Below are 13,050 nucleotides of genomic sequence, written 5' to 3' on the forward strand. Positions count from 1 at the left end.
ATTATTCCTCAATTAATCCGCGACCTATTTTCTTGATCTTGTTCTCGGCTTTCAGTTCCGATAAAATTTTGTCTAATATACCGTTTATAAACGAATTACTTTTAGGCGTGCTGAATTCTTTGGCTATCTCCAGGTACTCGTTAATAGTTACCTTTACCGGTACCGACGGGAAGTTGATAAACTCGGTAATACCCATTTTCATCAACAGGGTGTCCATCATAGCAATACGCTCCGGCTCCCAGTTTTGGGTTTTGGTATTGATGAGTTCCTGGTAAGGGGTATCAAACTTGATGCATTTCTGGAACAGGTCGATAATAAAATCGCGGTCCTCTACCCAGTTACCGGTTACCTCGGCCAGTTTGTTCTGCGCCGGATCATCGTAAGCAAAGTTTTTAAATGTTTTGGCGATCAGGGCCTGTAATACATCCTTATCAACCGGCCAAAAGATGAACATATCCTCGAAAACCTGCTCGGCCAGCGATGATTTCAGGATCACCTTTTTAAATATGAATTTGATGATATCTTTATCGGTAGATATGGTATCGTCGGTTTTGGCCAGGTACGCTTTATAATCTTCCGAATTTTTAAGAATGTTGAATAAAGCGCGTGATAGCTCGGGGTCGAAATCCCACGATATTTTGTATTTTTTTACCGCGGCAATGTATTCCTTATTTTGTTTTAGCGAAGTAATAAACCTGTTTTCCAGGATCTTTAGATTGGGCTTCAGGTCTTCGGCAGTAGGTAAATGCTTATTAGCGCGCTCTTCGGCGTCATTAGCAGCGTAATCAATAACTTCAGAAATGAGCGACAGCATCCAGATGTACATTTCGTACACTTTATCAATGCTTTGCAGCAATAATTTCTCGTGCGATTTTACATCCTTAGAATCTGACTGGTGGTACGCGTAAAGCGATTGTAGTACTTTTACCCTTAGGTGCCTTCTGTTTAACATAGCAAGAACGATTTTTTAAATAAGAACGATTTTTGGGAAATAATCCCCTGTTATAAGCAATTTATTAGTATGATGTTTTAATTTTTTTAATATCTGCAATTCGCTTCTCGGCTATTTTATTAGCAGCCTCGATAGTTGGAATGCTTTCACTTTTTGATAATTTCAGGATGCTGCGTGTAGCATCATAAATATTCTCGGTCAGTTGTAATGTCCGCTTGCGGGTAAAGCCGTTCAACTCGCTGTAGCAATTGATCAGGCCGCCGGCATTAATTACATAATCGGGCGCCAGCAACACACCTTTATCCAAAAGCATACGGCCATGCAGGGCCTCATCCTCCAACTGGTTATTAGCCGAGCCTGCAATAATGGCGCACTTCAGCTTTTTAATGGTATTGCTGTTAATAGTAGCTCCCAAAGCACAAGGCGCGTAAATATCAGCATCAATATCAAAGATATTATTGTTTGATACCGGCTGCGCGCCGTATTTTTTAGCCACCTGCACTACCCTTTCTTCGTTAATATCGCTTACGTAAACCTTGGTGTTCTCATCGCGCAGCAGGCGTACTAAAGTTTCGCCCACGTGGCCTACGCCCTGCACAATTACCGACCGGCCCGCAAGCGTATCGGTGCCATACATTTCGCGCACACAAGCCTTTATACCCATTAAAACACCACGGGCCGTTATTGGCGACGGATCGCCACTGCCACCAATCGTCTCCGGGTAACCGGTAACGTGCTGGGTTTCCATGCGGATATATTCCATATCGCGCGGGTTGGTACCCATATCTTCGGCAGTGATAAACTCACCGTTAAGGTTCTTTATAAAACGACCGAATTTGCGCATTAGTGCCTCGGTCTTATCTTTGCGCGGGTCGCCGATAATTACCGCGCTGCCACCACCCAAATTTAAGCCTGCTACTGATGCTTTATAGGTCATGGTGCGCGAAAGGCGCAGTACATCTTCCAGGGCGTCGCGCTCGCTTTTATAAGCCCACATACGGGTACCGCCAAGGGCCGGGCCTAATGTAGTATCGTGAATAGCAATGATGGCTTTTAGCCCGGTATCGGGGTCGTTACAAAACACTATCTTTTGATGGCCGTATTCTGAAAGCTGGCTAAATATTGAAAGATCGGTTGTATTAGGTACGGGCATTATGGATACGGCGGTGTTTCGGGACAAAAGTAGGTGTTTTTTTTATTGATGCAAATGTTTTATTGCGGTCAGGAAGTCGGAAAGACCGAAAGTCCGGAAGATTAGAAGCAATATTGTGTTAAAAGCCGCCGCCATAAACATCACATTTACGTCATCATCCCCATATCTTGCGGACTTTCGGACATCCTGGCTTCCGGACTTCCCACCAAACCCATATCTTTGGCTTACGGACTTCCGGTCTTTTCCGACTTCCGGACTTTTTCCATGAAAGACCTTGCATATCTAAATAAATTCCTGTGGAAATACCGCTGGCACATGCTGCCGGGGATATTATTCGTTATCATATCCAATATTTTCGGCGTGTTACCGGCACAGGTTATCCGCATTGCTTTTAACCTGGTTACCGATAATATCGGCACATATCACCTGTTTAACGGTTTTGAAAGACAGGGCATTATCTATAATATTTTTGGCTCGAGCCTGATGCTGTTTGGCTTTTTGGTTTTGGCTTTAGCTTTATTACGTGGCATGTTCCTGTTTTTTATGCGGCAAACGCTGATCCTGATGTCGCGCCATATCGAGTTCGATCTGAAGAACGAGATCTATGCCCACTACCAATTGCTTTCACTTGCCTTTTACCGTCGCCACAATACCGGCGACCTGATGAACCGCGTTACCGAAGATGTAAGCCGGGCGCGCATGTACCTTGGCCCGGGGATAATGTATACCATTAATACGGTAGTGCTTTTTGTAATGGTGATCTATGCCATGATATCGGTTAACCTGCGGCTGGCTATCTTTTCCATTATCCCCATCCCTATTTTGGTAACCAGCATTTATTATGTAAACAGCATCATCAATCACCGCAGCGAAAAGATCCAGCAGCGCCTATCATCGCTATCCAGCTTTGTGCAGGAGAATTTTTCGGGCATCCGGGTGATCCGCTCGTACGTGCGCGAAGGTTTTGTGCAGGATAGTTTTGCCGCCGAAAGCGAAGGGTATAAAACGCAGTCCATGTCGCTGGTACAGGTGCAGGCATTGTTTTACCCGCTGATGTTGCTGCTGATAGGCATTAGTAATATCATTATTATATATGTAGGCGGCGTAGAGGTGATGAAAGGCAACGTAACCCCCGGCAATGTGGCCGAGTTTGTGGTTTACCTGAACCAGCTGATGTTCCCGGTGATCTCACTGGGATGGGTAACTTCGTTGATCCAGCGTGCAGCGGCCTCGCAAAAACGTATTAACGAGTTTCTGCATACCAAACCCGAGATCGTATCGGTAAATAACTACTACCGCAAGCTGAAAGGACAGATCGTTTTCGATAATGTATCGTTCACCTACCCTGATACCGGTATACAGGCGCTTAAAAACGTATCGTTCACCGCCGAGCCGGGACAAATGGTGGCTATTATTGGTCGCACCGGTTCAGGAAAATCCACCATCGCCAACCTTATTATGCGTATGTATGATACTACCGGCGGCGGTATTAGTTTAGATAATGTACCGCTGACGCTACAAAACCTGGAGAATTACCGTTCGCAAATTGGTTTTGTACCGCAGGAGGTTTTCCTGTTCTCGGATACTATTGCCAATAATATCGCCTTCAGCGCCGATGTGCTGGATATGCCGCGGGTGGAGCAGGCCGCCAAGGATGCCGCCGTGTATCATAATATTATTGAGTTTGAAAAGGGCTTTGAAACTATGATCGGCGAGCGCGGCATTACCCTTTCGGGCGGACAAAAGCAGCGGGTATCCATAGCGCGGGCCATAGTAAAGCAGCCACAGATATTGATATTTGATGATTGCCTTTCGGCCGTTGATACCCGCACCGAAGAGGAAATATTGAACAACCTGGGCAATATTATGCACGGAAAAACAAGTATTATTATCGCGCACCGCATATCAACCATAAAAAATGCCGATAAAATATTAGTGATGGATCATGGCGAAATAGTTGAACAGGGCACCCACGATAGCCTGATGGAACTGAAAGGCAATTATTTTGAACTATATGAGAAGCAACTGCTGGAAGAAGCCGAATCTGAACAATAAATTAAATTTATGTAACTTATACAAAAATATACCGTATAAGTTTTAATAATATGCAAATAAATATTTGCGTCTTGAAAAAATTTATATATTTATCCCAAACAAACTAAACAAACACTTATATATGGGAGACTTTGACAATAGAGAGCGCGAGGAAGTTTATTCGAAAAAGGTTAGAGCGGGCAAGCGTACCTACTTTTTTGATGTAAAGGCAACACGATCTAACGATTATTATGTTACCGTTACCGAAAGTAAAAAACGCCTGGAAGATGGAGTATTTGTTAAACACAAGATTTTCCTGTATAAAGAAGACTTTGAGAAATTTGTAGAAGGTTTAAAAGACACCATAGACTACATTAAAGCCAACCAGGAAGTGGTGGAAAAACGCTATGAATTTAGCGAGAACCACGAAACTGCCCGTGCATCGGCAGACGAGGACTTTTCTTACTGATACCAACCCATACTAACCAAAAATAAACAACAAAAGCCCGGTGATCATGATCATCGGGCTTTTTGTTTTACCTGTATTTTTGACTGTTAATGCATAGCAGAAGCCGCAACGCCAACTATAGCTACGATGACAAATATTAAAGCGTAAAATGAAAGGAGTACAATGGTAATAATACCCCATGCCTTAAAAAACGACTTAAGCTTACTGAAAGCGCTTGTTACCATAGCGTTATCAACAAACGCTATGCCCCTTTTTATACGTACCGCAAACTGGTACAAGTATAACACCAGGATAAAGTATATGGCATCAAAAACAATATAAATAACACTAAGCATAGGGCCCATTGCACTGGCAGCCGGGTTTTGGGCGTACATAGGCGATATTTTAGACATCATGGCAAATATCGACCCGATAAATATAGCCATAATAAAAAACAGCCCGCAAAACACAAAGCCTACAATACCTAAAAACGATGCCCACTTGCCTATTTGCTGCAAGTAATACTGTGCTTCCTGGCTTAGTACCATGGCTGGTTCTTCGGGCAAGGCTTGTTCTTTAACTTCAGGTTCGGTTGTTTCCATTTTGATGATATGTTTGGTTTTTAATTATCATAAAAATATAAATAATTAGAAACCAAACAATACCAACCGAAAAATTTATAACAGCGTCCCGCTCATGATCAGCACCGCTATGCTGAAGTAGATGATCAGCCCGGTAACGTCAACCAGCGTAGCTACAAAGGGAGCAGATGAAGTAGCAGGGTCGGCGCCCAGTTTTTTAAGCAACAGGGGCAACATCGATCCGGCAAGTGACCCCCAAAGCACTACCCCTACCAGCGCCAGTCCCACCGTTAATCCTACCAATGCCCAGTGCGGGCCGTATATAGGTGTAAAAAGCGTCCAGGCGTAAATACGCATAAAACCGATAGTGCCAAGCGTTACCCCAAGCATCAGGCCCGATAGTATCTCGCGGCGCATCACCCGCCACCAGTCGCTCACCGTAACTTCGCCCAAGGCCATGGCCTGGATAATAAGTGTTGATGCCTGCGAGCCGCTATTACCCCCGCTTGATATAATGAGCGGGATAAACATAGCCAGCACCACCGCTTTCGCTATCGATCCCTCAAAATACCCCATAGCGGTAGCCGTCAGCATCTCGCCCAAAAACAGCACGATCAGCCAGCCAACCCGCTTTTTTACCAGCAGGAAAAGGTTAATATCAAGGTAAGGCTCGTCCAGCGCTTCGGTACCACCTATCTTTTGTATATCTTCGGTATATTCCTCGTTCGCTATCCAAAGGATATCATCCACCGTAACAATACCCAGCATAACGCCATCATCGTCGGTAACGGGCAAGGCTGTGCGGTTGTTCATCCTAAACACGTTAATGGCCTCTTCCTGCGGGTCTTTCACATTCAGAGCTATCAGGCGGTTATCCATCAGCTCTCTCACTTTGGTTTCGGGCTTTACCAGCAACACCTCGCGGATGCGGATATCATCAAGCAAAATCCCTTTATCATCAATCACATAAAGCACATCGATAGTTTCGGAGTTTTTACCGTAGCGCCTGATATGCGATAGTACCCGCGGGATGTCCCAATCCTGTTTAACAGTAACATAATCGGGCGTCATCAAACGGCCTACGCTATCCTCTTCGTAGCCCAACAAAGAAAGGGCTTCCTTACGGTCTTCGGGCGAAAGCAGCAGGATCAATATCTTTACCGTATCGCCATGTAACTCGCTGAACAGGGCAGTGCGGTCGTCCGGCGGCAAACCATTGATCAGTTCGGCAATTTTGGTACCTGAAAGTTTTTTAATGAAACGCTCCTGCGTAGGGAAATCGAGGATGCGGAACACATTTACCGCACGGTTAATAGATAAGCTTTCAATAAACCGGGGGCCATATTCGGGATACTCGTCTATCAGCTGTTCAACGTCCGATATATTCAGATCGTTCAGATACTCGCTAAGCTGTTTATCATCATTTTGCTCCAGCAATAGTTCTACTTCTTCCAGCATCTCTTTTTCCATATGTAGCCCCTCCGTTTTTTACATGTTATTGTTTTGTTTTATGCTGCTTTACAGCGCCCGCAAAGGTGCGTTTATTTTTCCAAAAAAACAGGTGATTTTTCTGTTATCTTTGCGCGATTTTTAATTAAAAGAATCAGGAGTTTAGAATCAGGATGCAAGATGTATTTGTCCTGATTCCTGGCTCTAATATCTTGTTTCTAAACAAAAAAATATGGGATTACAATGTGGTATAGTAGGTTTGCCGAACGTAGGGAAATCAACTCTTTTTAATTGCTTATCAAACGCTAAGGCGCAGGCGGCTAACTTTCCGTTTTGTACCATCGAACCTAACGTGGGTGTGATCACCGTTCCGGATGAGCGCCTGACCAAGCTGACCGAGATCGTAAACCCTAAGAACGTAGTGCCAAACGTTATCGAGATCGTAGACATTGCCGGCCTTGTTAAAGGCGCCAGCAAAGGCGAAGGCTTGGGCAACCAGTTCCTGGCTAACATCCGCGCTACTAACGCCATTTTGCACGTATTACGCTGCTTTGATAACGATAACGTGATCCATGTTGATGGTTCGGTAGACCCTATTCGCGATAAGGAGATCATCGACACCGAATTACAGTTGAAGGATCTGGAATCGATAGAGAAAAAAATCCAGAAGGTAGAGAAAATGGCCAAAACAGGAGGCGACAAGGAAGCTAAGAAAACCTTCGACGTGCTGACCATTTACAAAAACCATTTATTAGAAGGTAAATCGGCCCGTACAGCCCCGGTTGCCGAAGAAGATAAAGAATATATTGCCGATATATGGCTGCTAACAGCTAAACCAGTATTATACGTTTGTAATGTTGACGAAGCATCGGTTAACACCGGTAACGCTTATGTAGAAAAAGTGAGGGCTGCCGCCAAAGAAGAGGGCGCGGAAGTATTGGTGATATCAGCCCAGATCGAATCGGAAATTGCACAACTGGAAAGCTACGAAGAGCGACAGATGTTTTTGGATGACCTTGGCCTTTCTGAATCGGGCGTTAACAAACTGATCAAAGCCGCCTATAAACTGCTTAACCTGGCCACCTACTTCACCGCCGGTGTACAGGAAGTACGCGCGTGGACCATCACTAAAGGCTTTACCGCGCCACAAGCCGCGGGCGTTATACACAGCGATTTCGAAAAAGGCTTTATCCGTGCCGAAGTGATCAAATACGATGACTTTGTAAAGTTCAACGGCAACGAGGCCACCATAAAAGAGAACGGCAAATTAGGCGTAGAGGGCAAAACATACATTGTTGAAGATGGCGATGTGATGCACTTTAGGTTTAATGTGTAAATAGTCCGGAAGTCGGGAAAGACCGCAAGTCCGGAACATATTCCCACATCGTCATTGCGAGGTACGAAGCAATGACGATGTGGGAATAAAAGCAGAAGAAGCGACTGGTTCCAGTCGCTTCTTCTGCTTTTAATATCTTCCGGACTTGCGGTCTTTCCCGACTTCCGGACTCAATACTACAGCTTATTCGCATTCATCTTAGGGTTCATACTCGCATTAACCTGGTAGGTGTTAATGCTATTATCCATCCCCACCTCCACAATGCGGTAACCCTTATACTCCGTCCCCCAGTTGCCGCCAAAATGCGAATCGAACAGGTGCGGGAAATTTTTGCCGGTATAACGTACACCATCTAAAGAATGGTCGTGCCCGTGAAAAGCGGCTTTGATGTTGGGGTAACCATGCAATAACTCCAGCACATCGGGACATTCAACAAATATCGATTTCTCTTCAGGCAGCCAAACATGCGGCGGGATGTGCAGTATAGCGAATACTATTTTTTTATCTTTAAACTTCTCGAAAGACGCCTTAAGGAAGTTAACATCCGGACAAACATAAGCACCTTTGGTATCGGCGGTGTTGGCAAATACAAAGCCGATATCGCCTTTATCTACCGTGTACTTATCCTCGTAACCAAAAACATCTTTCCAAACCTTAGCATCCGCAAAATCATGATTGCCGGGGATGGTATAATAGGGTACGCCGATCTTATCAAGGTAGGTCGACTTTACTTTAGGCAACAAGTCGGGACGGTTATGCACCAGGTCGCCATTGACGATCACCATATCCAAATGATTATCCTTATGCTCCTTTTGCATCCAGCTCACCATCTTACTATAAAACCCCTCCGAATCGGTATCCGGCTGCGCGTAATGTCCGTCGGATACCAGCGCAAAGCGCAGCTTATAGTTCACATTAGGTTTTGCGGACTGGTGGCTGCCCGAATTTTCAGCAAACGCGTTAACAGCCGGCAGCAGGTTAATACCTGCCATACCTATAATAGATGATTTAATGAATTTGCGTCGGTTACTCATAGTGTTTTTATATTGGCTAAATATAGATAGCTAATGTAAAAAGAATGTTAAGCAATTTAACCTAAAGACTGTCTCCCTGAGTTAAAAACCGGGGCTTCTCAGGGTTAATGACGTATCGGGAACTAACCAAGGCTAAGACTCACCCGGTCGTTGCTTCGCTCGACCACCCTCTCTCGCCTTTGGCGAAAGAGGGGACGGGTTTATCGGATACTGCTTCTGCCCTCTTTCTGCGCAGCGAAGAGAGGGGGCCGACCAGCGAAGCGTCGTCGGGGTGAGTATACGAGTTAATACTTATCCTTAGCCACCGCTCCCATCTGCAACGAAAGCTTGCCACCATTCACCACATCGGCAAAAGAGATGAACGGTGTATGCACTGCCTTACCATTAACCGTTATCGACCGCACATACATATTCTTATCCGAGTTGCCTTTGGTCTCGATAGTAAACGTTTTGCCTTTATAATATTTAGAGTTGAGTTTGATGGTAACTTTATCAAACAGCGGGCTGCCGATACCAAATGACGGCTTAGTATCCGTTAATCCTTTTACATCGAACAGGCCCATAGAGGATATCACATACCATGCCCCTAATTGGCCCTGATCCTCGTCCTGGCCGTAGCCGTAACCGTGGATACCATCGGCACCGTAAAATACATTACAGATTGCCCTTACCCATTTTTGCGTAAGCGATGGTTTGCCCGAATAGTTGAACATCCACGAGATATGCAAGTTGGGTTGGTTGCCATGGTTATAAGGCGCTTCCAGTCCCGAAAAGGCATCTAAAGTAGTGCCCCCGCCAAAGGCATTCTTTTGCGAGAAGGTGAATACGCTATCCAAACGCTTGTTGAATTCATCACGGCCAACTTTGGCTATCAAACCTTGCGGATCTTGCGGCACATAGAAAGTGTATTGCAGCGCATTGCCCTCCTGGAAACCGCGCCACACTTCGCTCGGTTTAAAATTATCTATGAACTGACCACTCGCCAGTTTAGGGCGAACCAGTTTCAGCGATGGGTCGTAGATATTCTCCCAGCCTTTTGATAGGCGATTTAATAGGTTATAGTCATCTGTCTTACCCAAGGCTTTAGCCCACTGCCCTACCGCGTAGCTGCTGTAAGCATATTCCAGCGTGTGCGATGCCGAGAATTGCCACAGTTCGCCGCCGCCATTGCCCTTATCTAAGTGTGGCACGTAACCGTTCTTTACAAATTGTGCCACATCCGATTTACCTGCTCCATGCGGACGGTTCTCGCCGTCTATCTCGTTCTTCAGCGCTGCGGCATAACCTGTTTTGATATCAAAATCGCGAATGCCGCACATATAGGCGCTGGCGATGATCAAACTCACAAAGTTGGTGCCCACCCCCGATACATAACGACTATTGGCGATACCATCTGCCAACCATCCCGAATCCTTGTAGATCAGCAACTGACTTTTGATATAATCTGAATAATATTCGGGATAGGCCATGGCCCAAAGTTGGGTAAGGTTCCAAAAGCCGCCCCAAATAGCATCGGTGTTATAGTGGTTATGTTGAGGTTTACCGTTTTTATCCAGCGGTATCTGCCCTACCGAACCGTCGTTCCGTGGATAAGCACCGTTCACATCGCTGGCTAAGCCGCGACCAAGCAGCGCATGGTACAGGCCGGTATAAAATTTCACCTTATTCTCATGCGTACTGCCGCTCACTTCAATACGGTGCAGGTAATTGTTCCATTCGGTATGGGCTTTGGCTTTAGCCTGATCGAAGGTCATGCCGGCGGCTTCGGTTTGCAGGTTAAGGCGGGCGTTCTCTATCGATGTATAGGAAAGGCCGGCTTTGATGGTGATGGTCTCGTTCTGTACGGTATTAAAGTTAAGATAGATACCCGCCCCTTTGCCGCTCACTTCCTTATCGCCCGGGTTCACTTTTTCTTTAACAAAAGTACCTACCGAGGTCGGCTTTTTATCCAGTTGGGCCGAAAAATACATGGCCACTTCCGCGCCGGGCTGATATTTTAGCACGTATACCGGGCGGGTGATCACATAGCCCTCAATGCGGCCGTCAGGGGTCATGTAAACTTTAGCATCTTTTACTTCGCCACCTTCACCTTGTTTATTGCCAATATCGAACAGGATATGTGCCTCGTTGCTCGATGGAAAGGTATAGCGGTGAAATGCCACGCGCGGTGTCGCGGTTAGTTCGGCTTTAATGCCATACTTTTTCAACTGTACCGAATAGTATCCGGCAGTAGCCCTTTCATCGTCATGGGTAAAAGCAGAACGATAACCATTCTCCGGATGATCCGTTTTACCGGGAACAGTTTGCAGCGAACCTACCGTAGGCGCAAATACCACTCCCCCAACTTGGAACTCGTGAAAATTGGCAAAACCCTCTATCGAGGTATGGCGATAATCGTACCCCACGGCATCCCAGCCGTGGGCGTTGCCATAACTGCCATTAGTTGATGGCGCGGGTTTAGCCATACCGAATGGCACAGCACCCGGCGTAAAAAAGAACCAGCGCGAGTGGGCCGTACCGATGCGGGGCTCTACATATTGGGTAAGATCGGTTTGCTGCTGGGCAAATGCTATGGCCGGTAAAGTCAGCATAGCGGCAACAAGCACCATCCGCGAAAGCGGGCGCTTTAATATGCTCATCATCATTATTTTAATGTATAGGTATATGCTGATCCTGGCCTTGTACCATAGCGGCATCAACGCCTTTTTCTTTCCAATAATTCTCGATATGCTCCAGCGATTGACCTTTTGTCTCGGGCAGCAGTTTGTAAACCACTATATAGGCTACGATACAAAAGAAGGCGAAGAACCAAAACGTACCCGCATTACCTAAACTGGTAAGCAAGGTTGGTGTCAACCAGCCCACAATGGTATCGGCCACCCACATGGTCATGATACTGATGGCCATCGCGCGGCCACGAATGGCGTTCGGGAAGATCTCTGATGCTACCACAAATTTCAGCGGGCCAATAGAGAAAGCGAAACAGGCCAAAAAAGCCAGCACACAAACCAGCAGCACGGCCGATGGCGCCCCAAAATGAAAGCACAAACCCGTAGCGATCAACGTAATAGCCGCGCCAGCCGTACCCCACAGGTATAAAGGCCGGCGGCCCCAGCTATCTACCTTCCAGATAGCTACCAGTGTGAATAACATATTGGCTACGCCGAATATCACCTGGCTCATCAACGCCGTACTGAGCGAGTTGCCTGCGCTATTCAATATCTTGGTGCCGTAGTAAATAATAGAATTGATACCGCTGAACTGCGAGAACAGTGGCAACAGGATACCGATGAGCAAAGCTTTACGCATACCGGGCGCGAATAATTCGCTGTACGAACCCTGGTGTACGGCGGCTGTTTGTTCCGACGATACATCGGCAGCGGTACTGCCCGAGATACGGCTGATGATATCCAAACCCTCTGCCTTGCGCCCTTTTTGCATCAGCCAGCGGGGGCTTTCAGGGACAATGAACAGACCTAACAGGAATAACAATGCCGGTATCACCCCAAGGCCAAACATGGCGCGCCATATCTCATCTTTAAATAATGCGCCCGGCGCGGCATTAGCGGCGTAATTTTCTAACCCGTAATTGGTTAAATATGCTACCAAGATACCGAATGTTAATGCCAGTTGGTAGTAAGTTACCAGCCTGCCGCGGATATTAGCCGGGGCTATCTCTGAAATGTATAATGGCACTACGTTAGATGCGATACCGATGCCGATACCACCAATTAGCCTTGAAGCGATAACCAGCGATAGCGATGGCATATAAGCGCAGCCAATGGCCGAAAGGAGGAACAGCGATGCCGATAACAGCAAAGGCACCCTGCGGCCCAGCCTGTCGCTCAACTCGCCCGAGAACAATACGCCAATGATACAACCCACTAGCGCGGCCGATACGAACCAGCCCTCCTGCCCGGCGCCCAGGCTAAATTGCTTTTCGATAAAGGGCAGCACGCCCGATACCACAGCCATATCAAACCCGAACAGGAAGCCGCCCAGCGAGGCTACAATGGTGATCAGCCCAAGGCTTATTTGATTTTGCTTCTTCATTAATTTCAAA

The 13,050-nt window shown here is 46.3% G+C and carries 10 protein-coding genes; 3 read left to right on the forward strand and 7 right to left on the reverse strand.

Annotated elements, in window-relative coordinates:
- Window position 1 precedes the first annotated feature (1 nt).
- Both nusB and HQ865_RS12660 read right to left on the reverse strand, forming a co-directional pair.
- Complete coding sequence (gene nusB, locus HQ865_RS12655) at window positions 2-952, reverse strand: transcription antitermination factor NusB (protein WP_173415246.1); 951 nt, start codon at window positions 950-952, stop codon at window positions 2-4.
- A gap of 64 nt (window positions 953-1,016) precedes the next feature.
- A complete protein-coding gene (locus HQ865_RS12660) occupies window positions 1,017-2,105 on the reverse strand; it encodes a Glu/Leu/Phe/Val family dehydrogenase (RefSeq protein ID WP_173417789.1) in 1,089 nt (362 codons plus the stop codon).
- A gap of 264 nt (window positions 2,106-2,369) precedes the next feature.
- On the opposite strand from HQ865_RS12660, the gene HQ865_RS12665 reads away from it, so the two are divergent.
- Window positions 2,370-4,160, forward strand: coding sequence for an ABC transporter ATP-binding protein (locus HQ865_RS12665; protein ID WP_173415247.1), 1,791 nt, complete (start codon window positions 2,370-2,372; stop codon window positions 4,158-4,160).
- A 121-nt stretch (window positions 4,161-4,281) separates the two neighbouring features.
- Window positions 4,282-4,608 (forward strand): DUF3276 family protein, encoded by a 327-nt coding sequence (locus tag HQ865_RS12670; RefSeq protein ID WP_173415248.1) that lies wholly within the window; start codon window positions 4,282-4,284, stop codon window positions 4,606-4,608.
- Between the two features lie 86 nt (window positions 4,609-4,694).
- Here the strand turns inward: HQ865_RS12670 and HQ865_RS12675 are convergent, their stop codons facing one another.
- Complete coding sequence (locus tag HQ865_RS12675; protein WP_173415249.1) at window positions 4,695-5,189, reverse strand: hypothetical protein; 495 nt, start codon at window positions 5,187-5,189, stop codon at window positions 4,695-4,697.
- A gap of 75 nt (window positions 5,190-5,264) precedes the next feature.
- Window positions 5,265-6,638, reverse strand: a complete 1,374-nt coding sequence (mgtE, locus tag HQ865_RS12680; protein WP_173415250.1) for a magnesium transporter — start codon at window positions 6,636-6,638, stop codon at window positions 5,265-5,267.
- 211 nt (window positions 6,639-6,849) lie between these two features.
- Between mgtE and ychF the strand changes: the two genes are divergently transcribed.
- Window positions 6,850-7,953: a redox-regulated ATPase YchF gene (gene ychF / locus HQ865_RS12685; protein WP_173415251.1), complete on the forward strand. Its 1,104-nt coding sequence runs from the start codon at window positions 6,850-6,852 to the stop codon at window positions 7,951-7,953.
- A 176-nt stretch (window positions 7,954-8,129) separates the two neighbouring features.
- On the opposite strand, the gene HQ865_RS12690 is transcribed toward ychF, so the two are convergent.
- From HQ865_RS12690 to HQ865_RS12700, 3 genes are all read right to left on the reverse strand, one after another.
- Window positions 8,130-8,987, reverse strand: a complete 858-nt coding sequence (locus HQ865_RS12690) for a metallophosphoesterase family protein (RefSeq protein ID WP_173415252.1) — start codon at window positions 8,985-8,987, stop codon at window positions 8,130-8,132.
- 284 nt (window positions 8,988-9,271) lie between these two features.
- Window positions 9,272-11,632 (reverse strand): GH92 family glycosyl hydrolase, encoded by a 2,361-nt coding sequence (locus tag HQ865_RS12695; RefSeq protein ID WP_237073798.1) that lies wholly within the window; start codon window positions 11,630-11,632, stop codon window positions 9,272-9,274.
- A 4-nt stretch (window positions 11,633-11,636) separates the two neighbouring features.
- Window positions 11,637-13,040 (reverse strand): sugar porter family MFS transporter, encoded by a 1,404-nt coding sequence (locus tag HQ865_RS12700; protein WP_173415253.1) that lies wholly within the window; start codon window positions 13,038-13,040, stop codon window positions 11,637-11,639.
- Window positions 13,041-13,050 lie beyond the last annotated feature (10 nt).

Source organism: Mucilaginibacter mali (assembly GCF_013283875.1).
GTDB lineage: Bacteria > Bacteroidota > Bacteroidia > Sphingobacteriales > Sphingobacteriaceae > Mucilaginibacter > Mucilaginibacter mali.

Coding starts and splice junctions, on each gene's coding strand:
- nusB (WP_173415246.1), bottom strand. CDS start 952: ATGTTAAACAGAAGGCACCTAAGGGTAAAAGTACTACAATCGCTTTAC.
- HQ865_RS12660 (WP_173417789.1), bottom strand. CDS start 2,105: ATGCCCGTACCTAATACAACCGATCTTTCAATATTTAGCCAGCTTTCA.
- HQ865_RS12665 (WP_173415247.1), top strand. CDS start 2,370: ATGAAAGACCTTGCATATCTAAATAAATTCCTGTGGAAATACCGCTGG.
- HQ865_RS12670 (WP_173415248.1), top strand. CDS start 4,282: ATGGGAGACTTTGACAATAGAGAGCGCGAGGAAGTTTATTCGAAAAAG.
- HQ865_RS12675 (WP_173415249.1), bottom strand. CDS start 5,189: ATGGAAACAACCGAACCTGAAGTTAAAGAACAAGCCTTGCCCGAAGAA.
- mgtE (WP_173415250.1), bottom strand. CDS start 6,638: ATGGAAAAAGAGATGCTGGAAGAAGTAGAACTATTGCTGGAGCAAAAT.
- ychF (WP_173415251.1), top strand. CDS start 6,850: ATGGGATTACAATGTGGTATAGTAGGTTTGCCGAACGTAGGGAAATCA.
- HQ865_RS12690 (WP_173415252.1), bottom strand. CDS start 8,987: ATGAGTAACCGACGCAAATTCATTAAATCATCTATTATAGGTATGGCA.
- HQ865_RS12695 (WP_237073798.1), bottom strand. CDS start 11,632: ATGATGATGAGCATATTAAAGCGCCCGCTTTCGCGGATGGTGCTTGTT.
- HQ865_RS12700 (WP_173415253.1), bottom strand. CDS start 13,040: ATGAAGAAGCAAAATCAAATAAGCCTTGGGCTGATCACCATTGTAGCC.